The organism is Microbaculum marinum (assembly GCF_037855135.1).
GTDB classification, from domain to species: Bacteria; Pseudomonadota; Alphaproteobacteria; order Rhizobiales; family Tepidamorphaceae; genus Microbaculum; species Microbaculum marinum.
Map to the genome: position 1 here is coordinate 14,184 of NZ_JAZHOF010000009.1, position 25,520 is coordinate 39,703.

The following is a 25,520-nucleotide window of genomic DNA, read 5'->3' on the forward strand; positions in this document are numbered from 1 at the left end:
TTCGATTTGACCGACGCCGCCGGCCCGTTCGCCGCGGCGTCCGCGGGGAGGGGCAATGGCCGAACGGATACTGATCGTCGACGACGATCCAGTGCAGCGCCGTGATCTGTGTCGCATTCTGGAACCCGTGGCAGCGGCCCTCGGATTCGCGATCGTCGCGGCGGGAACCGCCGATGAAGCGCTCGCCGTCCTGGCAGGACCGGACGGCGAGGGAATCGCGGCCGTCATTGTCGACCCCGGCGCGGCGGGTCCCGGCAGCATGGACACGATCGGCGCGATCGGCGCGGCGGCTGCCTTGAGGCCGGTGATCGTGCAAACGGAACAGGACAGCGCGCACGCGGCGCTGCGCGCCGGGGGGACGGATTTGGTCGTCAAGCCGGCCAGTGCCGGGCAGTTCGAAGCTGCGATCCGCAACGCGCTGAAGGTCAATGCGCTTGAAAGCGAGATCTACCGCATCGGCCGGCGGCCTCCCGGCAGCTTCGGCTTGCCGGACATCGTTGCCCGTTCCGCCGCGATGCAGCGCGTCGTCGCGCTCGGCGAGCGGGCGGCAGGTTCGAACATCCCGATCGTCATCGAGGGCGAACCGGGCGCCGGCAAGGAACTGGTGGCCCGGGCGATCCACGGCTCCAGCGCCCGCTCCGCCGGGCCGTTCGTGCCGGTGAACTGCGGCGCGATCCCCGAAAGCCTGGTCGAACCGACGCTGTTTGGAGACGCGGGAAGTTCCCCCGCCGGTGCAGCCGCAGGCAATCCGGGCAGTATCCACGACGCCCAGGGCGGAACACTCTTCCTCGATGATGTCGGTGCGCTGTCGCCGCAGGCCCAGCTGGCGCTGCTCCGGACGCTGCAGGCCGGCGACCTCGAAGTGGCGGGATCGCGGCGGCCCGCAGGCGCCGGGATACGACTCATTTCGGCGACGAGCCGTTCGATGATCGACCTCGTGCGGCAAGGCCGGTTTCGCGAGGACCTCTATTACCGGCTGAATGTCTTTCCCGTGCCCGTCCCGCCGCTGCGCGAGCGGACGGACGACATTCCTTTGCTGGTGGACTACTTCCTGTTGCGGTTCAGCGGCGAGGAGAATGCGAGCATCGACGGCGTGACCCCGGCGGCGATGGCCCTGCTGTCGGCATACGACTGGCCCGGAAATGTGCGCGAGTTCGAAAGGGCGATGTTCCGGGCCGTCCTGCAGTGCGGGTCCGGCGACCTCGATGTCGATCACTTTCCGCAGATCACGGCACAGTCGGGACTCGCGGTTTCCCCACTGCGTCCCGCCGAGCCGCGCCGGCTGCGACGCGCGCAGGAGGCGACCGGGCGCGTTGCCGCCCCCGGCTCCGCGTCGGTTTCCCTCTTCGAGCCGATGCCGGCGCGATTGCCCGACGCCATTCCCGTCCTGTCGGAAAATGGCGACGTGCGGCCGCTCGAGGAGGTCGAGGCCGACCTCATCCGATTTGCACTCGAACACTACCGCGGCCGCATGAGCGAGGTCGCCCGGCGCCTTAAAATTGGCCGATCGACGCTCTACAGGCGGATGAAGGAACTCCAACTCGCCGCCGCGGAATAGACGTGCGGTCCGGCAAGAGAAATTGATCGGCGAACCGGTGGTGCCGATTCGCGAATGACGGTAGCCTCGGGAACATGATCAGATCGCTTCGAATCACCCTCGCGTCGACCACCGGCCTGGTCGCATTCGGCCTGTCTGCATCCGCCGGGCTGGCCATGCCCGTCACCGTCCAGGGTGGCATGCCGACATATGTCGGTTCGCCCTCGAGCGATGGTGCGGCCCCCGTCGAATCGATGCCTGCCCCACCCCGGCGGCCGGCCGTACAGGGAGCGCCGGCCGGCACCGGCGGCATCATCGTTGTTCAGTCGCCTGCGCCTCGTGCGGCCGCAGCGACCGTAACCCGCGACACCGTCGTCACGATGCCCCTGCCGGCGCCGGAGACATCAGGGCCGGAGACATCTGGGCCGGAAACCGCGGCTACGGAGACCGAGGCACCCGGCGCGGAAACGGCGGTCGCCGAGGACCTATCAAGCGCCCCTGGCACCACAGCCCTGACGGAGATCGTCGAGGACGCCCTCGCCGCCCCCGAACAGGAGACGCAGGCCGGCACTGCGTCCGCACCTGCGGACGAGGCCGCTCAGGCGGCGCAGGCGGAGCCCGAAGACGTATCGCCCGAGGCTTCCGATGCCGCGGCCGGCGACACTCGCTCCGAAACCGATGTTGCCGAGGAGGCACCCCCTGCTCCCGATGCGGAGGAACTGGCCGAAACCATCGAGGACGTCGTCGAAGAGGCGCCGCCGCCTCCGGCGATGTCGACGGAGGTCGCCGAACCGGATCTCCCGGCCGAACCGGAACTCTCGAACCCGTCGTCCGAGACCGCGGAGGCCGCTCCTGTCGCGGAGCCCGACGCCCCTGTCGCCGAGCCCCGGGAGCCGGCCTCCACCGGCATGGCCGACAACACCGATTCCCCGCCGGCCGCCGAAGCGCCCGTGGCGACTGTCGAGGAGGCCATCGAGGAACCCGCGGCCGAGACGGCCGTCGAGACCGCAGAGGTCTCCCCCTCTCCGGCCGATGAGGACATCGCCGCCGCGCTGGAGGAAGCGATTTCGGACGGCGCCGCCATCGGCAAGTCCAACTCCGCTGCGCTGACGAAGTTCTATGCCGGCCGGCAGTTCTCGCCGCTGTGGGTCTCCGGCGGACGGCTCGACGGCCAGGCGCGTGCGGTCGTCCATCGTCTCAGGTCGGCGGAGGCCTACGGCCTCGACCCGGCCCGCTATCCGACGCCGGAGCTCGATATCGGCCTCGACGGGCAGTCGACGGCAGTCGATCTCGCGGCCGCCGAAATCGGACTGACCGTTGCCGCGGTGCGCTTCGCCCAGGATGCCCAGACCGGAACGTTCGATCCCGCCGCGCTGGGCGACCTGATGACCGCCCGGCCGGTGCGGCCGGAAACGGCCGATGTCCTGAAAGGCCTTGCCGGGGCCTCCGACCGGGTCGCCTACCTGGAAGGCTTCAATCCGCCCCAGCCGCAGTTCAAGGCGCTGCAGGACCTGCTGGCCCGGCTGCGCGAACGCACCCCCGAGGACGTGCCGCCGCAGATCGGCGACGGACCGTCGCTGAAGCCCGGGATGACGGACGAGCGCATTCCCTTGCTGCGCGCCCGCCTGGAACTGCCGCCGGTCGAGGGAATCGACGCGCACCTTTACGACGACGCGACGGTCGAGGCGGTCGAGGCCTTCCAGGAGAAGGCAAGCCTAGAGGTCGACGGGGTGATCGGCCCGCAGACCCGCGCCGCGCTGAACGGCGGCGCGGAGATCACCATCGCCGACGTGCTGGTCAACATGGAGCGCTGGCGCTGGGTGCCGCGCGAGATGGGCGACCTCCATGTGTGGGTCAACATTCCGGAGTACTGGCTGCGCGTGATGAGCGGCGGCGCGCCCATGTTCGAGACGCGCGTCATCGTCGGCAAGCCCGAGAACCAGACCCCGGTCTTCAGCGACGAGATCGAGTATGTCGACGTCAATCCGTTCTGGAACGTCCCGCGCTCGATCGCGGTCAAGGAGATGCTGCCGCATATCCGGCAGGATCCCGGCTTCCTCGAACGCCAGGGGCTGCAGGTGCTCTACACGACCGGCGGTCAGGAGTACCTGGTCAATCCCTATTCCGTCGACTGGAGCCGCTTCAACGAGGACAATCTGCCGTTCCGGTTCCGGCAGCCGCCGGGCAACGCCAATGCGCTCGGCCGGGTGAAGTTCATGTTTCCCAACAAGCATGCGGTCTACCTGCACGACACGCCGTCCCGGAACCTGTTTGCGAAATCGGTGCGCGCCTTCAGCCACGGCTGCGTCCGCGTCGACAATCCGGTGGGGTTCGCGGACGCCCTGCTGTCGCGCGAGGATCACCTCAACGGCCAGCGTATCAAGAACCTGATCGGCGGCGGCGCCAACGGCGAACTGCCCATGAAGCGCCACGTGCCGGTGCACCTGACATACTTCACCGTCTGGGTGGATTCCGCCGGCCAGACCCAGAAGCGCCCGGACATCTACGATTACGACACACGAATGAAATCGGCGATGGGGCTTGGAAGTTGACGCCGCATCGCGTTATCACTGCTGCGGGCAGCGGCTAAATGACGCCATGATTGCGCGATAAGCCTATTCTGCGCGCGGTCCTAATGATGGCTTAACCATTCGAGTTCAATGATCGCCCGGTCAGTCGCGGGGGCGATAGGACTGAACGAAAAGACGGGGCCCGGGACGGATATAATTGGTGGGACACATTAACACGGGGGCGGGACGTCTGCGCGAGCTGGTAAACGGGTTTTGCGCGCTTTCCGCAATATGCCTTGCGTTCCTTGCGATCGACGGCGCACGCCACGACGCGGACGCCCAGACCCGCACGCTGGACTTCAAGCAGCTCCACACCGGCGAGACTCTGAGCGTCACCTACATGCGCAACGGCCGGTACGATTCCGAGGCGCTGAAGAAGATCAACTACATCATGCGCGACTGGCGGCGCAACGAATCCACCAACATGGATCCGAAGCTGATCGACCTCATCTGGGACGTCCGCCAGAAGGTCGGCGCCAAGGCGCCGATCTACGTTCTGTCCGGCTATCGCTCGCCGGTCACCAACGCGATGCTCCGTTCCCGCTCGAGCGGCGTTGCCCAGTACAGCCAGCACATGGCCGGCAAGGCTCTCGATTTCTACATTCCCGGCGTACCGCTATCGGCGCTCCGCGAAACCGGTCTGAAAATGCAGATCGGAGGCGTCGGCTACTACCCGACGTCCGGTTCCCCGTTCGTCCACATGGACACCGGCAGCGTCCGGCACTGGCCGCGCATGACCCGTTCGCAGCTGGTCAAGCTGTTCCCGGACGGCAAGACGATCCACATCCCGTCCGACGGCAAGCCCCTGCCCGGCTACGAGCAGGCGGTCGCCGAGCACGAACGCGCCACCACCGCCCCGAAGACGCAGACGGCCTCGCTGTTCGGCGGGCGGTCGCTGTTCGGGGGCGGTGCTTCGAGAGGCGACGACGCGTCGGCTCCGGTCACTTCCGCCTCGACCGGCGGCGGTGGCGGCGGGCGCAACTTCATTGCGGCGCTGTTCAACGGCGGCGAGGACGGCGACGAGGAAGGTGCCTCCGGCCGGGTCACTCCGGCCACCGAAGTCCGCTCGGCTCCCTCCAGACCCTCGGCTCCGGCTCAGCCGACCGCCGTTGCAGCGGTCGAGAGCCGCACCATACTGGCGGATGCTCCGATACCCCGGCTGAAGCCCGCCGGAGAGGCGCCCGCAGAGGTGCCGGCGGAGGCCGCGACAATCGTTGCGGTCGCCGACGGCTTGCCGCTGCCGACGCCGCGACCGACCCTCGTCGCCGCGCTGACCTCGCCTGAGGCACAGGCCGAAGTCCCGGTGATGGCGATCGCGGAAGCGCCGGTCCCCGACGAAAAGCCGATCATCACGGCGAGCCTGCAGCCGGCGGAACAGCCTGAACTTCAGCCTGAACTGGTGCTGGCCGCGCTGCCCCGCGAACGTCCGATGATTTCCACTGCCGACGCGATCGCCGGCCTGATCGCCGAGAATGGCGAGGCCGACGATCCGACCGCGACATCGGCGACCGCGCTTGCCAGCCAGGCCGGCATCGCCGCCCTGGCGCCGTTCGCGGCGACCTTCACGGGCCAGCAGATCCCGCTCAGGGACGGCCCGGTCCTGGTCGCCATCGACTACCGGCCCGAGGCGCTCACCCCGTACCTGGCGACCGGCACGTGTCTGCGCGATGCGACATTCGTGGAACTGCGCCACCCGGACCAGACCGATATCGGGTCGCTGACCGCGCTGACCGGTCCGGTGGTGGTCAATCGCTTCGACGAGGGCCCGCAGCTCATCTATCCGATGCGCCGCTTCACCGGCCCGGCCGTCGCCCCGGTGCCGACGAAGACCTACGAGATCGCCTTCGTGACTTCCGACGAGGCGCCGTCCACCGCGTTCGAGCGCATGACGTCGCTCAGGTAGCCGTCCGGGCTTCCGGCCCCCCTTACTCCTCGGTGACCATTCCCAGCGCCACCATGTAGGTCGCCAGGATCGCCTCGTGCTCCTGCCGCTCGGCGACGTCCTGCTTGCGCAGCTTGATGATCGTCCGCAGCGCCTTGACGTCGAAGCCGTTGGCCTTGGCCTCGGCGTAGACGTCGCGGATGTCGTCTGCCAGCGCCTTCTTCTCCTCCTCCAGCCGCTCGATGCGCTGGACGATGGAATGCAGCTGGGTGCGGGCGGCGCTGGAGGTCTCGTTCATGTTGGTCTCCGTCATGGGTCTCTCTGCCGTCCTGGCGTTCAGTGGTCTTTGTGGGAGTTTGCAAGCGCGGCCTTCTGATCTGCCGTCGCCTCCGTCTGGTACCTGCTTTTCCATTCGTCGTACGGCATGCCGTAGACGATCTCGCGGCTCTGCTCCTTGTCCATTTCCAGCCCGCGTTCCTCGGCGGCGTCGCGGTACCAGTTGGACAGGCAGTTGCGGCAGAATCCGGCGAGATTCATCAGGTCGATATTCTGCACGTCGGTGCGCTCGCGCAGGTGATCGACGAGCCGCCGGAATGCGGCCGCCTCGAGTTCGGTGCGCGTCTTCTGGTCGAGTTCGCTCATGGTGAGCCTCGCTGCTTGACTGATTGGCGTCACGGCTGGCCGGTGCCGGCCGAACCGTAGTGCCGTATCTCGTTGCGCCCCTCGATGCCGGCAAGGGCACCGAGCACGTCTGCGAGCCGTCCGGCCCATTCCGCCTGCCCGGGCTCGTCGGCGATCAGGTCCTGGCGCAGTTCGACGAGCGAATGCGCCAGCCCGCGGAGCGTGCCATGCCGGTACATCGTGTCGCCTTTGAGGCGGCCGGAATACGGCTCGTTGTCGCCGACGGTCAACAGTGGATCCGCGCGGAACATCTCGATCATCGGCACCGCCAGGCGCGGATCGGTATCCCACAGCATGCCGATCTCCCACGGCCGCCGGATGCCGCGCCACAACGGCGTGAAGCTGTGGATCGACACCAGCGCCGGCGGATGGCCGGCGGCGATCGCCGTGTCGATCGCTGCCTCCACCGCGCCGTGATAGGGTTCGTGGTACCGTTGCAGGCGCCGTGCCTTTTCGGCTTCGTCCGCCCGCGCATTGCCCGGCACCACCGCCCCGTCCGACAGGCGCATCAGCAGCGTCGGGTCGTCGGCGCCGCGATTGGGGTCGATCAGCAGTCGCGAGAATCGCGACATAACGGCCGGTGCACCAAGCTGCCTGGCGAGGCGCCGCGTCACCGCCGCCGCGCCGATGTCGTAGGCGATGTGCCGTTCGAACTCCTCGGGCGGCAGGCCGAGGTCGCCATACTCGGCAGGCAGCGCATTGGACGCGTGGTCGCAGAGGATAAGCCAGCCGGTCTCCACCGATCCGGGGATCGATTCGAACGGCACGAACTCGTCGATACTCTCGTGCGCGGCCCCCGCTGCGGGTTGGCGCTCGGCAAGCGTCATCATGGGGCGATTCTGCGTGACGGGCAGTTCGGCCTGCCCTAGGAATGGCTTTTTCTTAGGCGATCCGGCCAGCGGCGGCAATGCATGGCGGGACGGTTCGTATGCCGATGCACAGGCGATTCTGATGACACCTACGCTGGAAACGGAACTGGACGGCCGGGAGGCGCGGACCGCGGGCCTTGCCTTCCTCGCGCTCGTGCTCGGCGCCGTGGCGATGGGCGCATCGCCGATCTTCGTCCGGCTGGCAGAGGTCGGGCCGTATGCGAGCGCGTTCTGGCGCGTCGCCCTCGCCCTGCCCGCGCTCTACGCCTGGGCGGCGCTGGAGGCACGCAGGAAAAGCGTAGCTCCCACGACGGGACTGCGCTTCGACCGCTACGTGCTGATGGCCGGCGTGCTCTTCGCGGGCGACCTGTTCTTCTGGCATCTGGCCATCGTCAACACGACCGTCGCCAACGCCACGTTCCTGGCAGCCCTTGCTCCCGTCTTCGTGGTCAGCCTGTCCTGGCTGATCCTGAAGGAGCGGATCGGTCCGGAGATCGTGCTGGGCCTTGGCGCGGGCCTGGTCGGTGCTGCGCTGCTGCTGGGCTCGAGCTACAGCTTCGCGCCGTCAAACCTGCTCGGCGACATGTTCGGTCTGATCACCGCCTGCTTCTTCGGCGCCTACATCCTATCGGTCCGTCCGGCCCGCCGCCGGCACCCCGCCGGCCGGCTGCTGTTCCTTTCGTCGCTGGTCACCGCTGCGATCCTGCTGGTCATCGCGCTGGCGCTCGAGCCGCGCCTGCTGCCGGCGTCCCGCGACGGGCTGATCATGCTGATCTGCCTGGCGCTCGTCAGCCACGCCGGCGGCCAGGGCCTTCTGGCGATCGCGCTCGGCCACCTGCCGGCCGGATTTTCGTCTCTGGTGATCTTCCTTGAAGGGATTGCGGCCGCCGCGCTGGGCTGGATGGTGCTTGGCGAGGACATGACGTGGCTGCAGCTCGTCGGCAGCGCGGCGATCTTCGCCGGCATCTGGATCGCCCGTCCGAGGCGGCCCGGCCCGAAACCGGCCCCGATATAGTATCCTCCCTCCAGGCCGAATCAGTGACATCGGACGGCGCATGAAAACCGATCACCGCGACTTTCTCCGCGCGCTGTACGACGCCGCCGTCGATGCGGCGCACCCCGACCATTGCCTGCCTCCCCACCTGCCCGAACCTCCGGAGGGCAGACTGATCGTGCTCGCCGCGGGCAAGGCGGCCGGCAGCATGGCCGCGGCGGCCGAACGGCATTACGTCGACGAGCTCGGCCTGCCGCCGGACCGCCTGACCGGCCTGGCCGTGACGCGTTACGGATATGCGCGCCCCACCCGGGTCATCCGTATGGTGGAGGCCGGTCACCCCGTCCCCGACCAGGCAGGCGTCCAGGCGACCGCGGAAGCGCTGGAACTCGCCGCGGCCGCCGGTCAAGACGATATCGTTCTGGTGCTGCTGTCCGGCGGCGGGTCGGCTTTGTGGATCGCCCCGGCGGAGGGCGTGACGCTGGCCGCCAAGCAGGATCTGACGCGCGAACTCCTGAAGTCCGGGGCCAGGATCGGCGAGATCAATACGGTGCGCCGCCACCTGTCGCGGATCAAGGGAGGTCGGCTGGCGGCGGCCGCCTATCCAGCACGCCTGCTGACGCTCGCAATATCGGACGTTGCCGGCGACGATCCCGCGGCGATCGCATCCGGGCCGACGGTGCCCGATCCCTCGAGCCTGGCCGATGCCCGGGCGATACTGTCGCGGTTCGGCATCACACCGGCCCCGGAGATCGCGGCGGCCCTGGACGACGAAGCGAACGAAACCCCGAAGCCGGGCGACGAGCGATTGTCCATGGCGGAATATCGGCTCGTCGCCACGCCCGACCAGTCGCTGGCCGCCGCCGAGGCAATAGCGCGCAAGTCCGGCTTCGAGGTCGAGCGGATGGGGGCGGACCTCGAAGACGAGGCGCGCGACATGGCCGGCGAACAGGCCGAAACGGCCCGCGCACTGGCCGATGCCGGCAGCAGGGTCGTGCTGCTGTCGGGCGGCGAGGCGACCGTGACGATCCGGGGACGCGGCCGCGGCGGTCCCAATCAGGAATTTGCGCTGGCATTGGCGATCGCGCTACACGGCCATCCGGGGATCTGGGCGCTGGCAGGCGACACCGACGGAACCGACGGCGGCGCAGGCTCGCAGTCCGACCCGGCCGGCGCGATCGTCACACCCGATACACTGGACAGAGCCGGGAGAATCGGCCTCGACGCCGACGCATTTCTGGAAGACAACGACTCGACCGGATTCTTCGAGCGTCTCGGCGATCTGCTCGTTCCGGGACCGACCTTCACGAACGTCAACGATCTGCGAGCCATCGTCGTTGACACGCGCGCCGACTGATATCAATTTCTCGTCGGAGTTAAGCGCTTTGCTGAAAAAAGGCGCCATGAAAGAAACGACAGCCAGTCCACGATACCCGAAGCAACATTCCAGAATTCTGCTCGCCCTCCTTCTTGGCGGAGGGGCGGTGATGCTGTCTGCAGGAGAGGCAGCGGCCGATTTCCGGATCTGTAATTCCACGCAGGGCCGGGTCGGCGTCTCCGTCGGTTACAAGGACGACAACGGCTGGGCAACCGAGGGCTGGTGGAACATCGGGCCGAACAGCTGCGAAACGATCCTGCGCGGTGAACTGGCGGCGCGATACTACTACGTCTATGCAATCGACTACGACCACGGCGGCGAGTGGTCGGGCCAGGCCTTCATGTGCACCCAGGACCAGATGTTCACCATTCGCGGCATCAACCAATGCGAAGATCGCGGTTACCAGCGAACCGGGTTCTTCGAAATCGATACCCACGAACAGACCACCTGGACCGTGCAGCTTCAGGATCCGGCACTCGGCGGGGACGGCACTGGCGGCGAGTAGCCCGCCGGCCGGCGACGCAGCGAACACCTTCCGCACGGAACGCACGGTGTTTTTCCCGCCCGGGCCGTGACCGCGCGGCCGGTTTCGTCATACAAACGAATCGACAAGCCCTTAGCCGAAAGAGCCACAGGGCCAGACACACCGGGGACGGCGAGGCATGCGGCGAAAACGCTCGATCAAGATACTGGCGACGCTCGGTCCGGCCACTTCGGAGGAAGACCGGATAGCCGAACTGTTCGAGGCGGGCGCCGACGTCTTCCGCATCAACATGAGCCATACGCCGCACAAGCTGCTGAAGTCGCTGCACGGCCGGCTTCGCGCCGTCGAGGCGAGGTTCGGCCGTCCGATCGGCATCCTGTGCGACCTGCAGGGCCCGAAACTCAGGATCGGCACATTCTCCGGCGACGGAGCGGATCTGGTGGAAGGCGACACGTTCGTCCTCGACACACGCGATACGCCCGGTGACGGCAAGCGCGTCTATCTGCCTCATCCCCCGGTGTTCGAGGCCGCCGAGGAGGGCCACCGGCTGCTGCTGGACGACGGCCGCATCCGGCTGCGGGTGGTGACCGCGGCAAGGAACCGCCTCGAATGCGTGGTCGAGGTCGGCGGCAAGCTCACCGCGCGCAAGGGCGTCAGCCTGCCCGATACCCTGCTGCCCTTCGGCGCTATGACCGACAAGGACCGCGCCGACCTGGACGCTGCCCTCAATCTCGGCGTGGACTGGGTTGCGCTGTCGTTCGTACAGCGGCCCGACGACCTGGCCGAAGCGCGCAAGATGACGCGCGGCCGCGCCGCGATCATGGCGAAGATCGAGAAGCCGCAAGCGGTGCAGCGGCTCGACGAGATCATCGAGATGGCCGATGGGCTGATGGTCGCTCGCGGCGACCTTGGGGTCGAGATGCCGCTGGAGGCGGTGCCCGGCGTGCAGAAGCGGATCACGCGCGCCGGCCGCCGCGCCGGCAAGCCGGTGGTGGTCGCGACCCAGATGCTCGAATCGATGATTTCGGCGCCGGTGCCGACCCGCGCGGAGGTGTCGGACGTGGCGACGGCGGTGTTCGAGGGTGCAGACGCGATCATGCTGTCGGCCGAATCGGCGGTCGGCGATTTTCCGGTCGAGGCCGTCGCCACCATGAACCGGATCGCCGAGCGGGTCGAAACGGACGCCAACTTCGCCTCGATCATCAACGCCCAGCGCGCCGACCCGGAGGCGACGGGGCCGGATGCTATCAGTGCTGCCGCCCGTACCGTCTCCGACACCCTGAAGCTTCCAGCGATCGTCTGCTACACGTCGTCGGGCGCCACCGGGCTGCGGGCAGCCCGCGAACGTCCCGACCGGCCGATCATCGCGCTCAGTCCCAATCCCGCCACCAGCCGCCGCCTGGCGCTTGTCTGGGGTCTGCACTGCGTGTTGACGGAAGACGCGCACGACGAAAACGACATGGTGGACCGCGCCTGCCGCATTGCCCAGCAGGAGGGCTTCGCCAAGCCGGGTCAACGCATCATCGTCACCGCCGGGGTACCGTTCGGAACGCCGGGCGCGACGAACATGTTGCGCATAGCCTTCGTCGGCGACGCCGGAACGTACTGATCCGGCCGACCGGCCGCGTGTGATTCAACGCTTCAGGGAACGCACCGATTCCACGGCAACCGAGGAGTCCGCCTGCGCCGCAGGCTCTCTCGTTTCCGCAGCCAGCCGCTCGATTTCGGCAACCACCGTATCGGCGGCGACATAGTGGGGCATGTGCCCCACACCATCGAGTTCCACCAGCCGGGCGTTGGGAATGTCGCCGGCGAGGCGATGCGCGTTGAGTCGCGGGGCCACCGTCTTGTCTGCATCGCCGGTGATGACCACCGTAGGGACGGCGATCTCCGGGTATCTCGGCGCCTGATCGATCAGGAAGCCCACGAGTTCGGCCACGTCCTGCGCATTCGCGCGGAACTCGGCCGGCCGCAGGACGAGGGCCGACCCGGCCTTGGAGACGTAGTCGTCCGGAGGAGTCTGGGGTGCAAAGGACGATCGCACCGCCGGCTTCACAACCATTTCCCCGAATGGCAGCACGAGCGCATCGGTGAACAGCCGTCCGAATCCCGGCAGTGTCGCAAGCGTGTAGTACCAGTTGATGCCGCCGGCCCATGGATATGCCGCAGGCGCCAGCAGCACCAGCCCGGCTACTCGGTGGGGATACTCGAGCGCCAGGTTGAGAGCCAGCGCGCCGCCCCAGGAATGACCGACGATGACAGCCTTGGCGACCTTCAGATCGTCAAGCACGCCGATGACATAGCGCGCCTGGTCGCTGGGAAGAGCGGCCTCCGGACCCGCCGCGCGCTGGCTCCAGCCGTGTCCCGGCCGGTCGATCGCAATGACGCGAAGCCTTTCGGAAAGGGGATCGCCGAGCGCCAGCATCGGATCGTTGAGGTTGCCCGAGGCGCCATGAAGGAGGACCACGGCCGGCGCATCGGCCGGACCGTCCTCGACATAGTGCATCCGCAGGCCGTCGACGCGTGTGAATGAGCCGGCAGGGGGATGCAGGTCGCCGAGGCGCTGCGAGCGGGCGAGCGTGTAGCCCACCAGGCCGCCGAGTACGACCAGAACCGTGGCTGCGACTGCAACGAGCATGCGCACTTTCTGAATGCCCCTGATCGAACCCCCGCGCCCGTCCCGACGGCGCGGCGCAGACCAATTCCGCGAAGTGCTCAGATTTCGCGGCCTTCGACCTCCGGTTCAAGTTTCTCCGCGGATTCCCGGACGTTGCCGAAATATGGATGGACCGCCAGTGCCTGCCGGAAGGCATCCAGCGCCTGGGCCGGCTGATCGAGATCCCGGAAGATCATTCCCAGGCCGCTCAGGGCACCGAAATGACGAGGTTGCAGGGTGAGGACATGCTGGATGTCGGCGATCGAGAGTTCGTACTCGTCGAGCAGGTAGTAAACGGTCGCCCGCATGTTCCAGGCTTCGGGGAAATCCGGTCGGGTCTCGACGATGGCATCGAGATACTGCAGCGCCAGCCCGTAGTCTTCCTGCTTGATGGCGGCCCCGGCCCGCGACAGCAGCAGGTCTACCGTATCGCTGCCCGACCGATTCCAGGCCAGCACGATCTCGCGCTCGAGCGCCTTTGCCTCGCGTTCGCTGCCCGCCTGCGACAGACGATCGAGCAGGACCTCCACAGGCTCCGCGGCTTCGGATTCAGCGTCTTGTCGGGAGGGGTCGGGATCGGCCGCGGCGGGACCGTCCTGCGGTGCGCCCGAAGGCTCGGCGGCCGCCGCCGGCCAGATTGCGGCGCCATTCGCTGCCAAGAGCGCGAATGCCGCAGTCAGAACCAGGCCACGAATACGTTTCATGGCCGAAAGGATGGGGCAGCAGCGCTCCCGGGTCAACGGGCATCAGCCCGTTGGCGTGTCAGCCCTGGCGGGCCTTGAAGCGTCGGTTCGTCTTGTTGATGACGTAGATGCGGCCCTTGCGGCGCACGACCCGATTGTTGCGATGGCGCTTTACCAGCGACTTGATCGAATTTCTGACTTTCATTGCTCTGGACCGCCGTCGTTGCCCGCCCTTGGCGGCACGATTTTCACGATTAGGTGTTCGGATTGAAAAGGGCCGGCACACGGCCGACCCGCAATTCGAGGCGGAACATAATGGCGGGTGCCGGGCCTGTCAACGCAGGCGGGTACTTCGCCCGCCCCGGCCCGGTCCGACATTCACTATTCCGACCAGTGCGCGCACAGGTCGCCGAACAGCTTCTTGCAGGTGGCAACCTCGTCGGAAAAGTGCGCCTGCAGGAATTGTTCGGCCTCGCTGCTCATCGGTATCTTGCGGTCGTCCTGCTTGATGTTGTCGATGTCGTCGACGCCGCCCGCATACCGTGGCGTCACCCCGAGGAAGTCCGCCAGGGTCACGCTCGCGGACGCGGTGTCCCCGGTCAGCACTTCGAAGGGAAGGACCCGGATCCGGTCCTCCGGGAACACCGATGCCCACCGCTTGTAGATCCTGCTCGGGTAGCTGCGCCGCACCGTGCCCGGCCTTTCGAGGAACGCCCGCACGTTGTCGAGGCTCCCCGAATCGTCGGCAAGCACGTCACTGTCGCCGTCGTAGCGGCGCAGGGCCTGGTTGAAGCTCGACCAGAACCGGTCGACGGGGTGGCGAATGAGCAGGATGATCGAGACATCCGGCAGAAGCGAGCGGATTTCGCCGATCGCCTTCCTGTTGAGGACGGAATAGGCGGGCGTGACGTCGCCGCTGATCTGCTCACCCTTCATCTCGAAGCAGCTGCAATAGTTGGCGAACGTCTTGTCGTTGGCGAGGACGATCGCCCGTCGCAGGAACTCCTTGTCGCGTGCATCGAGCCGGTTCTTCTCGAGCTTGCCCGTGATGGCCGATTCGATTTCCCGCATGTTCGGCGGTTCGCCGTCGCCGGCACCGTCGTCGCGGGTAAACAGCGGCTTGGTGTGCCTGGAGAAGAAGTGCAGTTCCTTGACTGGGGGCATCCAGATTTCGGCGTGGCGCTGGAGCAGCGCGTGCAGGAAGGCGGTCCCCGCCTTCTGCTGACCGATGCAGATGAAGTCCGGTCCGGGAGATCGTCTGGTCATGTTCCGATGCCGACCGCCGGTCGCTCGCCGGGCTCGCGCCCGTTCTGCGGCGATGTTGGACCGGATACGGCGAGTCTCCGATGGATTTGGATGGTGGGCGCGGCTGGGATTGAACCAGCGACCCCTACGATGTCAACGTAGTGCTCTCCCGCTGAGCTACGCGCCCATCCACGCTATGGCACCCGGGTGATCCGTGGATAACCTCTGGTCGCCAGCGGCAAGGTCTGGCATATAGCCGGACGCGGCCGCCTGTGCAAGCACGTGTCGTGAGACCGTTGCACTTGTCGCGCACCTCGTTTAGATCGTGCTCACCCTGGACGTCCGGCGGCGCCGTGCGAAGGCGAAGGTTGTCGTCCACTCCAAGCCGCCCCTGATCGGGGACAAACATCCCGGGCGGACTTCCCGCCATTATTTTGGAGAAACGAAATGTCGTCCACCTTCGATACGGTCGCCGACATCATTTCGGAAACGTGCGACATCCCGCGTGAGGACATCACGCCGGAAAGCCACGTCATCGACGACCTGGGCATCGACAGCCTGGACTTCCTCGACATCGCGTTCGCGATCGACAAGGCGTTCGGCATCAAGATGCCGTTCGAACAGTGGACCCAGGAAGTCAACGAAGGAAAGGCGTCTGCGGAGCAGTACTTCGTGCTGCACAACCTGTGCGACCGCATCGACGAACTCATCGCCGCCAAGGCGGAGTGACCCCCGACACCGCGCTGCCCAGGCCGCCGCACCAGACAATGCGTATCGAGTACTTCCAACTCATCGACGAGATCGCGGAAATAAGGCCGGAGGACGGCCTGATCCGGACGCGCGCGACCATCCCGCAGGAAAGCACCATTTTCGAGGGCCACTTTCCCGGCCATCCGCTGATGCCCGGTGTCCTCCTGGTGGAATCCATGGCGCAGACGTCCGGCTACCTGGTCCTGACGGTCAACAAGTTCGATCGCATGCCGTTTCTTGCCGGTGTCCGCGATGCAAAGTTCCGGACCTTCGTGGTGCCGGGCGACGTCCTCGATCTCGAGGCGCGCATGGAACATGACGGGTCCGGCTATGCGATGACCGAGGCCAGCGTGAAGCGCGACGGCAAGGCAATCTGCGACGCGCGCCTGACCTTTCGCGTCATGCCGTTCCCGACACCGGATTTCCGCACCCTGATGACCGAGAACGCCCTCCGGCTCGGCTATCCCGAAGAGCTCGTCACATGAGCGAAGCGCCGCATCGCGAGGTGTTGGTCACGGGAATCGGGCTCGTCTCCTCGCTGGGCGAGGGGCTCGACCAGCACTGGTCGGCACTGACCGCCGAGGGCGGGCCCAGGCCGGTGGTTGATACGGAGCGATTCGCGCCCTACCCCGTGCATCCGATCGTCGAGCTCGACTTCAACCAGCAGATCCCAAAGCGGGGCGACCAGCGCCAGATGGAGCCGTGGCAGCGCATCGGCACCTACGCGGCCGGCCTCGCGCTCGACAATGCGGGTATCAAGGACATGCCCGCCGTCCTGGAACGCACGGACATGATCGTGGCGGCCGGCGGCGGAGAACGCGATGTCGAGGTCGACAGTGCCGTCCTCACCGACCTGCTCTCCACCAACGATGCCGGGCGCCTGCTCAACGAGCGCCTGTCGAGCGATCTCCGGCCGACCCTGTTCCTGGCGCAACTGCCCAACCTGCTGGCCGGCAACATCTCGATCGTCCACAAGGTGACCGGGTCTTCGCGCACGTTCATGGGCGAGGAGGCCGCCGGGATCGACGCCGTGCGGACCGCCCATGCACGCGTCGCTTCGGGGCAAAGCGAGATCTGCCTGGTCGGCGGCTCCTACAACGCCGAACGTCTCGACATGCTGCTCCTCTTCGAGCTTGGCAGGTACCTTTGGCGCGATGACTGGCTGCCGGTGTGGGATCGGCTGGCCAGGGGCAGCGGCATGATCACCGGCTCGATGGGGGCCTTTCTGGTGCTGGAATCGCCCGGCCACGCCGAGGCCCGCGGCGCAACTGCGGTAGCGCGGCTGGACGCGGTTGTGTCCGACCGCTGCACGCGCGGGCCCGGCGCCGCCGCCGATACGGCGCGGCGTCAGCTCGAAATGATGCGATCGCGCCTAGGCGCCGGGCGTACGGCGGTTTTCTCGGGCGCCACCGGGGCGGAACCCGCCACCAGCGAAGAGCGGAGCTACCTGACCGATGTCCTGGCCGGCGACGGCGGGATGCTGGTTCGTGCCCCCGCCTCACTGATCGGCCACGGCCTGGAAGCCCAGTTTCCCGCCCTCGTCTCGCTTGCAGCGCTTACGGCATCGCGCGGCAAACTCTATCCGGCGACGGATTCCACTGGCCTCGAGACCGGCTCGGACGAGAGCGTCGACCAGATCCTCGTCAACCTGTGGGGCCACTGGCGCGGCGAAGGCATGGCGCTGGTCAGCCGCGCCGGCTGATATAGATACTCCGCGTCAGCAAGCGGGAGGTAGCGAATGTCTTCATCGAGCGGATACCGGGACAGCAAGGGCCGTCCCATCGTCGTGGTGACGGGGATGGGTATCGTCACCTCGCTCGGCCGCGGGCGCGATGACAACTGGAAGGCGCTGACGGCCGGCCGCTCCGGCATCCATGCCATCACGCGTTTTCCGACCGAGGGATTGCGCACCACGATCGGCGGCACGGTGGACTTCGTCGATGCCGAGCCGTTCTGCGCGCCGGCCCTCTCCGAAAACCTCGCCGATATCGCCGTGTCCGAAGCGATCGAGCAATCGGTGATCGGATCCAAGGGCGATTTTCCCGGCCCCCTGTTCATCGCCGTAGCGCCCGTCGAGATGGAGTGGCCGCAGCGCGAGGAACTCGCCCGCTCGATGAACCCGGACGGGCCGGTCGACTACCACACGCTGCTCCAGGCCGCCCGCAAGGGCCGTCAGGACCTGCACGACCGCTTCGTGTTCGGCGGCGTCGCCGAAACGCTTGCCGGCCGCTACGGGACCAAGGGATCGCCGATTTCTCTTTCCACGGCATGCGCCTCCGGCGCAACGGCTATCCAGCTCGGCGTCGAGGCGATCCGGCGCGGCGAGACCGATGCGGCGCTGACGGTGGGTACCGACGGGTCGGTTCATGCGGAAGCGCTGATTCGCTTCTCGCTGCTCTCGGCGCTGTCCACTCACAACGAGCCGCCGGAAGGCGCTTCCAGGCCGTTCTCGAAAAATCGCGACGGCTTCGTCATGGCCGAAGGCGCCGCCGCCCTGGTGCTGGAGAGCATGGAACACGCGCGGGCCCGTGGCGCCCGCATTCTCGGCGTCATGGAAGGTGCCGGCGAGCGAGCCGACAGCTTCCACCGCACCCGCTCCAATCCCGATGGTCACGCAACCATCGCCTGCCTCGAAGCGGCACTGGACGATGCCGGCGTGACACCGGACGACGTCGACTACATCAATGCGCACGGCACCGGCACACCGGAAAACGACAAGATGGAATATCTGAGCGTGCACACGGTGTTCGGCGACCGCGCGGCAAGCCTGCCGATCAGTTCCAACAAGTCGATGATCGGCCACACCCTGACTGCCGCCGGCGCCGTCGAAGCGGTCTTCTCGCTGATGACGATCGCCGAGGGCCGTATCCCGCCGACGATCAACTACGACGTGCCCGATCCGGCGATACCGCTCGATGTCGTCCCCAATACGGCACGTGACGCGAGCGTCCGCCGGGTCATTTCCAATTCTTTCGGGTTCGGCGGCCAGAACGTGTCGCTCGTTATGGCCGCGGAGCCTGCCTGATGGCGGCTGCCGGACGCAGCCACGCTGACGATATGGCTTCGCCCAGAAGGATTCTGGTGACTGGCGGCGCGCGCGGGCTCGGACGCGCCGTCGTGTCGGCCCTGGCGGCATCGGGCCACAGCATCGTCTTCACCTACAATTCCTCCACCGAAGCCGCCGAGACGCTGGCAGAGGAGCTGAGGGGCAGCTATCCCGGCCGCGAATTCGAGACGCGCCGGCTCGACCTGTCGGACCGGGCATCGGTGGACGCGTTCGTCGAGGCCCTGGCCGACGAGGAACCGTTCTACGGCTTCGTCCACAATGCCGGCCAATCCTACGACAGCCTTGCCGCCGTGATGGACCAGGATCGGGCCGAAGCGGTCATGCAGGTCAATTTCTGGTCGTTGACACGGCTCGCCGGCGCCATCGTCAGACGCATGACGCGCGCCCGCGTCGGCCGTATCGTCATGATCGGCTCCGTCACCGCTCTGCGCGGCAGCGTCGGAAATGCCGCCTATGCCGCCTCCAAATCGGCGCTGCTCGGCTACATGCGGACGCTCACCCTGGAAACGGCAAAGCGCGGCGTTACCGTCAATTACATCGCTCCCGGCTTCATCGACACCGAGATGATGGCGCCCTACGCCGACTACCGGGAAAAGATGGAAAGCCAGATCCCGGTCGGACGGTTTGCCGCCCCGGAGGAAATTGCTGCCGTGGCGGACTTCCTCATGTCCCCTGCCTCTTGCTATATGACCGGCGCGGTGCTGCCGGTCGACGGCGGCCTGACCGCGGCAATTCCCGTTCACCGCTGACGCGATCGCCTCCGACTTCGCAGGCCCGATCCGCACCGGACGCAAGAGAGAGACCATCCGATGCGCGCCTTAACGCTCGTCTCCGACCGCAATCTTCAATTGATCGAGACGGACGATCCTCCGCCTCCCGGTCCCGGCGAGGTGCAGGTCCGCATCCGCGCGATGGCGCTCAACCACATCGATGTATGGGGCTGGCGGGGCATGGCGTTCGCCAAGCGCAAGCTGCCGCTGGTCGTCGGCGCCGAGGCTGCCGGCGAGATCGTCGCGGTCGGCGAAGGGGTGACGAATCGGAAGGTCGGCGACGGCGTGGCGCTGTACGGCGCTCTGACCTGCGGAACCTGCCGGGCGTGCCGCGAGGGCCGCGACAATCTCTGCGAGAACGTTGCCGGCATCATGGGCTTCCACGTCGACGGCTTTGCCCGCGAACTGGTCAATACCCAGGCCCGGCTGACCGTCCCGGTTCCCGACGGTGTCTCCTGGACCGATGCGGCCTGCGCCCCCATCACCTTCGGCACGGTCCAGCACATGCTGTTCGACAACGCCAGGCTGGAAGGCGACGAGACGGTCCTGGTCCACGCCGGCGGCAGCGGCATCGGCACTGCCGCCATCCGCATGGCCAAGGCCATCGGCGCGACCGTCATCACCACCGTCGGCGACGACGAGAAGGGGGAGAAGGCCGCGGCGCTTGGCGCCGACCACGTGATCAACTACCGCACCGACCGCTTCGAGCACCTGGTGCGCAAGATCACCGGCAAGAAGGGCGTCGACGTGGTCTTCGAGCACGTCGGCCCCGACACATGGTCGGGCAGCATGCTGTCGCTGAAGCGCGGCGGACGGCTGGTGACCTGCGGTTCGACCTCCGGCGTCTCCACCCAGATGAACCTGATGCAGCTGTTCCAGCAGCAGCTCAAGATCTTCGGATCCTTCGGCTGCTCGATGCGCAACATGGCCGAGGGCCTGGCGCAGATGGCCGATGGCGTCCGCCCCGTCGTCGACACCGAGATCGACATCGCCGATTTCGAGGTCGGCCTCGACAGGCTCGAAAGCCGCAAGGTCTTCGGCAAGATCGTCGCGCGGCTCTGAGGATCGGGCCGGCCCGGTAGCACAGGCGAGCGAGACCGCATGACGCCCCTCCAGAGACGCCTGTTCCTGCTGAAATGGCGTATCGGCCGGGTCGTGAGGCCGGTCGTCGACTGGTTCGTGGCGACTGCCGCTGTCACCGTGTTCCGGCTCGTCCGGATGCTCGACATAGATAAGGCCAGCAATCTTGGTGGCTCCATCGCCCGCACCTTCGGACCGCTGCTGCCGGTCAATCGGCTCGGCATGGACAACCTGCGCCACGCCTTTCCCGGGAAGAGCGACGCCGAGCTCAAGAGCATGTTGCGCGAGGTCTGGGACAATCTCGGCCGCACGGCGGCCGAGTATCCGCATCTGGAAGCTATCTGGGACTGGGACGACGACAATCCCGGCGCGGGCCGCGTCGATGCGACCGGCCTCGACCACTTCCGCCGGCTGCGCGACGACGGCAAGCCGGCCATCATATTCACCGCCCACCTGGCGAACTGGGAGCTGCCCGCCGTCTGCGCCGCCCGCCACGGACTGCCGGTCACGGCGGTCTACCGGACGCCCAACAACGCATATGTCGCGCAGCGCCTGCTGAAGATACGCCGCGGCTCCATGGGTGAATTGCTGGCGGCAGGATCCGGCCAGGCGGTCGCGTTCGCCATGGCCTCCGTGCTGGAGCGGGACGCCCATCTCGGGATCCTTGTCGACCAGCGCCTGACCAAGGGCTTCCGCAACACCTTCTTCGGCCGCACGGCACTGACCAACCCGATCCTCGGCCGGCTGGCCCGCCAGTTCGACTGTCCGGTTCACGGCGTCCGGGTGGTTCGCCTGCCCGACAACCGGTTCAGGCTGGACCTGACCGAGGAGATCCAGTTGCCGCGCGACGAAAGCGGCAGGATCGACCCCGAGAAGGCCATGCAGACGATCAACGACGTCGTCGAGGGCTGGGTGCGCGAACATCCCGGCCAGTGGCTGTGGCTGCACAACCGCTGGCGGACCTAGCGGGAGTATCAGGCGGCGAGCATCCGCTCGACCTGGGTGACCAGGTCGCGCAGGTGGAACGGCTTCGACAGCACCTTGGCGTTCTTTGGCGCCTGCGAGTCCGGGTTGAGCGCCACCGCGGCAAATCCGGTGATGAACATCACTTTCAGTTCGGGATCGAGTTCCGTCGCCTTGCGCGCCAGTTCGATCCCGTCCATTTCCGGCATCACGATGTCGGTCAGCAGCAGGGTGAAGGGTTCCTCGCACAGCCGGTTGTATGCGCTCAGGCCGTTGTCGAACGAGACGACGTCGTAGCCGGCGTTCTCCAGCGCCCGCACGAGGAAGCGGCGCATGTCGTTGTCGTCTTCGGCCAGGAGAATCTTCACCATAAGGAGGGTCCCGAAACCCGCATCTGTCGCCACGCTGTTGTCATAGCGAAATGAACCGCAGCTGTGTAAAGATTTCACGAATTCCGGTCTTTTCAAGTCCGGTTGTCCGAGCCGTGAATGGACAGGCATCGGCGTTGTTGGCACATTTGCCGACCAGTCAGGGGCTTCCCACCGGGCGTGATGCAGACTTCAGGCGACACCGAACTCGAACCACCCTACGACGTCCTCCTCCCACAGGACGGCATCACGTCGCCGTTCGTGTTCAATTCGCCCCATAGCGGTCGCACCTACCCGAAGGCCTTCGTGGCCGCGTCGCGGCTCGACACGATGACCCTGCGGCGCTCCGAGGACACTTTCGTCGAGGAGCTGTTTTCCGGCGTGGTCGGCCTCGGCGCGCCGCTGATGCACGCCCGTTTTCCCCGCGCCTATGTCGACGTCAACCGCGAGGCCTACGAACTCGACCCGACCATGTTCGACGGGCGCCTGCCGAGCTTCGCCAACACCCGCTCGATGCGGGTCGCCGGCGGCCTGGGCACGATCGCGCGGATCGTCGCCGACGGCGCGGAGATCTATTCCGTGCCGATCAGCGTCGCTGAAGGCCTCGACCGGATCGAGCGCTACTACAAGCCCTACCATCGGGATCTGCGTGCGCTGATCCGCCAGGCCTATGCCAGCTTCGGCACGGCCATCGTGGTGGACTGCCATTCGATGCCGTCGGCCCGGGTCACCCAGGAGAACAGGCGCCGGCCCGATTTCGTGCTCGGCGATCGATACGGGACCAGTTGCGTCTCGATCCTGACCGACATCGCGCAGGAAACGCTGCAGCGGCTCGGGTATTCGGTGGCGCGCAACAAGCCCTACGCGGGCGGCTACATCACCGAGACCTACGGGAGCCCCCGCGACGGCCTGCACGCGCTGCAGATCGAAGTGAACCGCTCCCTCTACATGGACGAGTTGCGCTACGTCCGCGCCGGCGGCTTCGCCTGGCTCGTGGCCGACATCACCCAGCTCTGCCGGCGGCTGACCAGCGTCTCGGTGGAAGCGCTCAGGCCGGTGCGCGCCGCGGCCGAATAGCGCCTGCGGCCAATTCCGGACCCCGAAAGAAAAAAGGGCCGTCCGATCAGGACGGCCCAAGTCTAGGGAGGAAACGCCCAAGGAGGGCTGCGGTACCGCAAAACGGCAGGGCGATACCGCACTGCAAAATATGCCGCTGCACCGCACAAAAGTCAACACGTCTCTTCGGCTTTTCCGCATGGCTGCCATGTGGCGGCCCGCAGGAGCTCAGTTTACGTCAGCGTAACGACCCCTGTCCGCGCCCCTTGGTTATTCGGCGCCGACGCGGGGATCCGGGGCAGTCCGGTAGATGAACCAGGCCGCGACGATCGCAATGGCCAGGAACGCGAAGGCGGCCTGATAGGCGACGAAGGGGCGGACAAGGTCCCCGGCCGGCCCCGGTTCCGGCGAGAACGCACCGATGATCACCCCGGTCACCGCCTGCATCACGAACACCCCACCCATGGTCGCAAGATTGAGCAGGGTGATTCCCCGGCCGACGAGGCGCCTGTCGAACAGGGCCCGCCCGTGGGCGGTCTGAACCGGCACGTAGGCGGCCCCGAAGCCGAGCACGATGAAGATCGCATAGGTGACCGCGCCGCCACGGTCCCCGAACAGGCACAGCACGACCATCATCGTGGCGGTCCACATCGCGCCGATGGTGACAGGGACGAACCGTCCGCCGAACAGACGGTCGGTCGGGCCCCAACAGAACAGGCCGACGATATGGGCCGCGGCCATGACCAGCATGATGTTGCCGCGTTCGACCAGGTCGAAGCCGAGCACGTCGGTGACGAACGGACCGCCCCACAGCCCCAGTATCGCGACGAAGGTCGAATACCCGACGAACTGGATGGAAAAGAGTTGCCAGAAGCCGGGCACCCGTATGACCTCGCCCAGTCCTGCAAAGCTCTCGCGCAGCGACCCCGGCCGATGCGATTCGTCGACATGCCCGGGCGGGTTGTCCCGCACGATGACGGCCACCAGCAGCCCCACGATTGCCGCCCCGACGCCGACGAACAGGAATGTCGCGCGCCACCCGTACAGCTCGGTCGACAGCGCCAGGGGTGCGGTCGCAAACAGCGTGCCCATCGTGCCGATCCCGAGCTGGATGCCGGCAAGGGTGGAGAAGCGGTCGGCACGGAACCAGCGCGTGTAGATCGTCAGCGGTCCCATGAAGAAACTCGAGCAGCCGATGCCCATCAGCACACGCCCGACAGTCAGCGCGGCAAGCGACTGCGACCAGGCGAAGACCGCGCAGCCGAGCACGGCCAGGCCAACGGATGCCATCATGCAGCGCTTCGGCCCGTAGCGGTCGATCGTCGCGCCAAGCGGTATCTGGGCGGCCGCAAAGCCGAGGAAGAACGCGCTCGAGAGGATCCCCAGCGCTTGCGGTGCCAGGTCGAGCTCGCGGGCGATGTCCGGCGCGATGACGCCGACCGAGTTGCGCAGGAACTGGCTGACGACGTAGATCGCGCACAGCACCGCAAACAGCAGCACGACGGTGGTCGTGGCCGGCGATGGCGTCGCAGGATCGTACGCGGTCGCGGTTCCCGGCTGCGCGGGCTTGGACATCGGCGTTTCTCCCGGCGCCTGCGCGCGGGCTTGTTTGTGCCCGTCTGGCGATTGCGAAGGCGCGTATGACCTCCTATAGCCAACGTACAAACCCTCACAACCCCGATTTCTGCATATGACCCGCGACGAAACCGAAGCCTTCGCGCACCGCCTCGCAGACGCTGCGGCTGCGGCAACGCTGCCGCACTTCCGCTCCGCGCTGTCGGTCGAGAACAAGCTGGACGATGCATTCGATCCGGTGACCGTCGCCGACCGCGCCGCCGAGCAGGCGATCCGCGCGCTGGTCTTCGCGACATATCCCGACCACGGACTGCACGGCGAGGAGTTCGGGGTCGTTTCGGGCACGGGCGAGTACGAATGGGTGATCGACCCGATCGACGGTACCCGCTCCTTCGTCTCGGGTGTGCCCCTTTGGACGACGATCATCGGCCTTCGTCACACCGGCTCACCCGTCTTCGGGCTGGTCGACCAGCCCTATGTCGGCGACCGGTTCTGGGGCGGCGGCGGCCGGGCAAGGGCGATCCACCGCGACGGCCCGGCCCGCGACATCCGCACGCGAGCCTGCACCGATCTGTCCCAGGCGACCCTGATGACGACGGCGCCGTCGGCGCTGTCGGGGCCTGGCGAGCTGGATCGCTACCAACAGGTCGAGGCGGTCGTCCGCCTCGCCCGCTACGGCGGCGACGGCTATGCCTACTGCCTGCTCGCGGCCGGCCAGATCGACCTGGTCATCGAATCCGGCCTGCAGCCCTACGACGTGGTCGGCCTGATCCCGATCATCGAGGCGGCGGGAGGGGTCGTGACGAGCTGGGCGGGCGACAGCGCGAACGAGGGCGGCACGGTCATCGCCGCCGGCGACCGGCGCGTGCACGAGGCGGCTCTGCGGCTCCTCAACGCCTGACCGCTGCCGAG

The 25,520-nt window shown here is 67.1% G+C and carries 24 protein-coding genes, 1 tRNA gene and 1 pseudogene; 16 read left to right on the plus strand and 10 right to left on the minus strand.

Annotated features, from left to right (window positions below; translation table 11 throughout):
- Positions 1–55 precede the first annotated feature (55 nt).
- The 3 genes from V3328_RS20155 to mepK all read left to right on the plus strand — a co-directional run bounded on the left by V3328_RS20155 (position 56) and on the right by mepK (position 6,010).
- Positions 56–1,558, plus strand: a complete 1,503-nt coding sequence (locus V3328_RS20155; protein ID WP_340331519.1) for a sigma-54-dependent transcriptional regulator — start codon at positions 56–58, stop codon at positions 1,556–1,558.
- A 74-nt stretch (positions 1,559–1,632) separates the two neighbouring features.
- Positions 1,633–4,089, plus strand: coding sequence for a L,D-transpeptidase scaffold domain-containing protein (locus tag V3328_RS20160; protein ID WP_340331520.1), 2,457 nt, complete (start codon positions 1,633–1,635; stop codon positions 4,087–4,089).
- Between the two features lie 178 nt (positions 4,090–4,267).
- Positions 4,268–6,010 carry a peptidoglycan L,D-endopeptidase MepK gene (mepK, locus tag V3328_RS20165; protein ID WP_340331521.1) on the plus strand — a complete coding sequence of 581 codons (1,743 nt, stop codon included), beginning with the start codon at positions 4,268–4,270 and terminating at the stop codon, positions 6,008–6,010.
- A 22-nt stretch (positions 6,011–6,032) separates the two neighbouring features.
- Here the strand turns inward: mepK and V3328_RS20170 are convergent, their stop codons facing one another.
- The 3 genes from V3328_RS20170 to V3328_RS20180 are packed head-to-tail and all read right to left on the minus strand — an operon-like array spanning position 6,033 to position 7,497.
- Positions 6,033–6,302 carry a DUF2312 domain-containing protein gene (locus tag V3328_RS20170; RefSeq protein WP_340331522.1) on the minus strand — a complete coding sequence of 90 codons (270 nt, stop codon included), beginning with the start codon at positions 6,300–6,302 and terminating at the stop codon, positions 6,033–6,035.
- A gap of 23 nt (positions 6,303–6,325) precedes the next feature.
- Positions 6,326–6,631 (minus strand): DUF1244 domain-containing protein, encoded by a 306-nt coding sequence (locus V3328_RS20175; protein ID WP_340331523.1) that lies wholly within the window; start codon positions 6,629–6,631, stop codon positions 6,326–6,328.
- A gap of 29 nt (positions 6,632–6,660) precedes the next feature.
- The gene (locus V3328_RS20180) at positions 6,661–7,497 is read right to left on the minus strand and encodes an N-formylglutamate amidohydrolase (RefSeq protein WP_378759146.1); all 837 of its coding nucleotides are present in this window, start codon (positions 7,495–7,497) and stop codon (positions 6,661–6,663) included.
- Between the two features lie 124 nt (positions 7,498–7,621).
- Between V3328_RS20180 and V3328_RS20185 the strand changes: the two genes are divergently transcribed.
- The 4 genes and pseudogenes from V3328_RS20185 to pyk all read left to right on the plus strand — a co-directional run bounded on the left by V3328_RS20185 (position 7,622) and on the right by pyk (position 12,004).
- Positions 7,622–8,554, plus strand: coding sequence for a DMT family transporter (locus V3328_RS20185; protein ID WP_340331525.1), 933 nt, complete (start codon positions 7,622–7,624; stop codon positions 8,552–8,554).
- Between the two features lie 40 nt (positions 8,555–8,594).
- The gene (locus tag V3328_RS20190) at positions 8,595–9,890 is read left to right on the plus strand and encodes a glycerate kinase type-2 family protein (RefSeq protein WP_340331526.1); all 1,296 of its coding nucleotides are present in this window, start codon (positions 8,595–8,597) and stop codon (positions 9,888–9,890) included.
- A gap of 46 nt (positions 9,891–9,936) precedes the next feature.
- Positions 9,937–10,380: pseudogene (locus V3328_RS20195) on the plus strand (DUF1036 domain-containing protein); the annotation flags it as partial.
- Positions 10,381–10,573: 193 nt separating this feature from the next.
- Positions 10,574–12,004: a pyruvate kinase gene (gene pyk / locus V3328_RS20200; RefSeq protein ID WP_340331527.1), complete on the plus strand. Its 1,431-nt coding sequence runs from the start codon at positions 10,574–10,576 to the stop codon at positions 12,002–12,004.
- A 24-nt stretch (positions 12,005–12,028) separates the two neighbouring features.
- Here pyk and V3328_RS20205 read toward each other — a convergent pair whose 3' ends face one another.
- From V3328_RS20205 to V3328_RS20225, 5 genes are all read right to left on the minus strand, one after another.
- Positions 12,029–13,033 carry an alpha/beta fold hydrolase gene (locus V3328_RS20205; protein WP_340331528.1) on the minus strand — a complete coding sequence of 335 codons (1,005 nt, stop codon included), beginning with the start codon at positions 13,031–13,033 and terminating at the stop codon, positions 12,029–12,031.
- Positions 13,034–13,110: 77 nt separating this feature from the next.
- Positions 13,111–13,755: a tetratricopeptide repeat protein gene (locus V3328_RS20210; protein WP_340331529.1), complete on the minus strand. Its 645-nt coding sequence runs from the start codon at positions 13,753–13,755 to the stop codon at positions 13,111–13,113.
- A 58-nt stretch (positions 13,756–13,813) separates the two neighbouring features.
- Positions 13,814–13,939, minus strand: a complete 126-nt coding sequence (gene ykgO, locus V3328_RS20215) for a type B 50S ribosomal protein L36 (RefSeq protein ID WP_340331530.1) — start codon at positions 13,937–13,939, stop codon at positions 13,814–13,816.
- A 176-nt stretch (positions 13,940–14,115) separates the two neighbouring features.
- Positions 14,116–15,000: a sulfotransferase gene (locus V3328_RS20220; protein ID WP_340331531.1), complete on the minus strand. Its 885-nt coding sequence runs from the start codon at positions 14,998–15,000 to the stop codon at positions 14,116–14,118.
- Between the two features lie 91 nt (positions 15,001–15,091).
- Positions 15,092–15,166: transfer RNA gene (locus V3328_RS20225), tRNA-Val, on the minus strand.
- 260 nt (positions 15,167–15,426) lie between these two features.
- Here V3328_RS20225 and V3328_RS20230 point away from each other — a divergent pair.
- The 7 genes from V3328_RS20230 to V3328_RS20260 are packed head-to-tail and all read left to right on the plus strand — an operon-like array spanning position 15,427 to position 21,612.
- Positions 15,427–15,708 (plus strand): acyl carrier protein, encoded by a 282-nt coding sequence (locus V3328_RS20230; protein ID WP_340331532.1) that lies wholly within the window; start codon positions 15,427–15,429, stop codon positions 15,706–15,708.
- A gap of 38 nt (positions 15,709–15,746) precedes the next feature.
- Positions 15,747–16,214: a 3-hydroxyacyl-ACP dehydratase FabZ family protein gene (locus tag V3328_RS20235; RefSeq protein ID WP_340331714.1), complete on the plus strand. Its 468-nt coding sequence runs from the start codon at positions 15,747–15,749 to the stop codon at positions 16,212–16,214.
- Positions 16,211–17,431: a beta-ketoacyl-ACP synthase gene (locus tag V3328_RS20240; protein WP_340331533.1), complete on the plus strand. Its 1,221-nt coding sequence runs from the start codon at positions 16,211–16,213 to the stop codon at positions 17,429–17,431. The genes V3328_RS20235 and V3328_RS20240 overlap by 4 nt, the downstream gene beginning before the upstream one ends.
- A 36-nt stretch (positions 17,432–17,467) precedes the next feature.
- On the plus strand, positions 17,468–18,754 hold the full coding sequence (locus V3328_RS20245; RefSeq protein WP_340331534.1) for a beta-ketoacyl-ACP synthase: 1,287 nt from the start codon (positions 17,468–17,470) through the stop codon (positions 18,752–18,754).
- Between the two features lie 32 nt (positions 18,755–18,786).
- On the plus strand, positions 18,787–19,545 hold the full coding sequence (locus tag V3328_RS20250) for an SDR family NAD(P)-dependent oxidoreductase (RefSeq protein ID WP_340331535.1): 759 nt from the start codon (positions 18,787–18,789) through the stop codon (positions 19,543–19,545).
- Positions 19,546–19,605: 60 nt separating this feature from the next.
- Positions 19,606–20,628: a zinc-binding dehydrogenase gene (locus V3328_RS20255; RefSeq protein ID WP_340331536.1), complete on the plus strand. Its 1,023-nt coding sequence runs from the start codon at positions 19,606–19,608 to the stop codon at positions 20,626–20,628.
- Positions 20,629–20,667: 39 nt separating this feature from the next.
- A complete protein-coding gene (locus tag V3328_RS20260; protein ID WP_340331537.1) occupies positions 20,668–21,612 on the plus strand; it encodes a lipid A biosynthesis lauroyl acyltransferase in 945 nt (314 codons plus the stop codon).
- A gap of 8 nt (positions 21,613–21,620) precedes the next feature.
- Here V3328_RS20260 and cpdR read toward each other — a convergent pair whose 3' ends face one another.
- Positions 21,621–21,977: a cell cycle two-component system response regulator CpdR gene (gene cpdR, locus V3328_RS20265; RefSeq protein ID WP_340331715.1), complete on the minus strand. Its 357-nt coding sequence runs from the start codon at positions 21,975–21,977 to the stop codon at positions 21,621–21,623.
- Positions 21,978–22,160: 183 nt separating this feature from the next.
- Here cpdR and V3328_RS20270 point away from each other — a divergent pair, with 183 nt between their 5' ends.
- Entirely contained in the window at positions 22,161–23,054 is an 894-nt protein-coding gene (locus V3328_RS20270) for an N-formylglutamate amidohydrolase (protein ID WP_340331716.1), read from the plus strand.
- Positions 23,055–23,303: 249 nt separating this feature from the next.
- Here the strand turns inward: V3328_RS20270 and V3328_RS20275 are convergent, their stop codons facing one another.
- Positions 23,304–24,608 carry an MFS transporter gene (locus tag V3328_RS20275; protein WP_340331538.1) on the minus strand — a complete coding sequence of 435 codons (1,305 nt, stop codon included), beginning with the start codon at positions 24,606–24,608 and terminating at the stop codon, positions 23,304–23,306.
- 115 nt (positions 24,609–24,723) lie between these two features.
- On the opposite strand from V3328_RS20275, the gene hisN reads away from it, so the two are divergent.
- Complete coding sequence (gene hisN, locus V3328_RS20280; RefSeq protein WP_340331539.1) at positions 24,724–25,509, plus strand: histidinol-phosphatase; 786 nt, start codon at positions 24,724–24,726, stop codon at positions 25,507–25,509.
- The last annotated feature ends 11 nt before the right edge of the window (positions 25,510–25,520 follow it).

Coding starts and splice junctions, on each gene's coding strand:
- V3328_RS20245 (WP_340331534.1), top strand. CDS start 17,468: ATGTCTTCATCGAGCGGATACCGGGACAGCAAGGGCCGTCCCATCGTC.
- V3328_RS20260 (WP_340331537.1), top strand. CDS start 20,668: ATGACGCCCCTCCAGAGACGCCTGTTCCTGCTGAAATGGCGTATCGGC.
- V3328_RS20190 (WP_340331526.1), top strand. CDS start 8,595: ATGAAAACCGATCACCGCGACTTTCTCCGCGCGCTGTACGACGCCGCC.
- hisN (WP_340331539.1), top strand. CDS start 24,724: ATGACCCGCGACGAAACCGAAGCCTTCGCGCACCGCCTCGCAGACGCT.
- pyk (WP_340331527.1), top strand. CDS start 10,574: ATGCGGCGAAAACGCTCGATCAAGATACTGGCGACGCTCGGTCCGGCC.
- V3328_RS20205 (WP_340331528.1), bottom strand. CDS start 13,033: ATGCTCGTTGCAGTCGCAGCCACGGTTCTGGTCGTACTCGGCGGCCTG.
- V3328_RS20240 (WP_340331533.1), top strand. CDS start 16,211: ATGAGCGAAGCGCCGCATCGCGAGGTGTTGGTCACGGGAATCGGGCTC.
- V3328_RS20255 (WP_340331536.1), top strand. CDS start 19,606: ATGCGCGCCTTAACGCTCGTCTCCGACCGCAATCTTCAATTGATCGAG.
- V3328_RS20180 (WP_378759146.1), bottom strand. CDS start 7,497: ATGACGCTTGCCGAGCGCCAACCCGCAGCGGGGGCCGCGCACGAGAGT.
- V3328_RS20175 (WP_340331523.1), bottom strand. CDS start 6,631: ATGAGCGAACTCGACCAGAAGACGCGCACCGAACTCGAGGCGGCCGCA.
- V3328_RS20185 (WP_340331525.1), top strand. CDS start 7,622: ATGACACCTACGCTGGAAACGGAACTGGACGGCCGGGAGGCGCGGACC.
- ykgO (WP_340331530.1), bottom strand. CDS start 13,939: ATGAAAGTCAGAAATTCGATCAAGTCGCTGGTAAAGCGCCATCGCAAC.
- V3328_RS20210 (WP_340331529.1), bottom strand. CDS start 13,755: ATGAAACGTATTCGTGGCCTGGTTCTGACTGCGGCATTCGCGCTCTTG.
- V3328_RS20230 (WP_340331532.1), top strand. CDS start 15,427: ATGTCGTCCACCTTCGATACGGTCGCCGACATCATTTCGGAAACGTGC.
- V3328_RS20155 (WP_340331519.1), top strand. CDS start 56: ATGGCCGAACGGATACTGATCGTCGACGACGATCCAGTGCAGCGCCGT.
- V3328_RS20250 (WP_340331535.1), top strand. CDS start 18,787: ATGGCTTCGCCCAGAAGGATTCTGGTGACTGGCGGCGCGCGCGGGCTC.
- V3328_RS20220 (WP_340331531.1), bottom strand. CDS start 15,000: ATGACCAGACGATCTCCCGGACCGGACTTCATCTGCATCGGTCAGCAG.
- V3328_RS20160 (WP_340331520.1), top strand. CDS start 1,633: ATGATCAGATCGCTTCGAATCACCCTCGCGTCGACCACCGGCCTGGTC.
- V3328_RS20275 (WP_340331538.1), bottom strand. CDS start 24,608: ATGTCCAAGCCCGCGCAGCCGGGAACCGCGACCGCGTACGATCCTGCG.
- V3328_RS20170 (WP_340331522.1), bottom strand. CDS start 6,302: ATGACGGAGACCAACATGAACGAGACCTCCAGCGCCGCCCGCACCCAG.
- V3328_RS20235 (WP_340331714.1), top strand. CDS start 15,747: ATGCGTATCGAGTACTTCCAACTCATCGACGAGATCGCGGAAATAAGG.
- V3328_RS20270 (WP_340331716.1), top strand. CDS start 22,161: ATGCAGACTTCAGGCGACACCGAACTCGAACCACCCTACGACGTCCTC.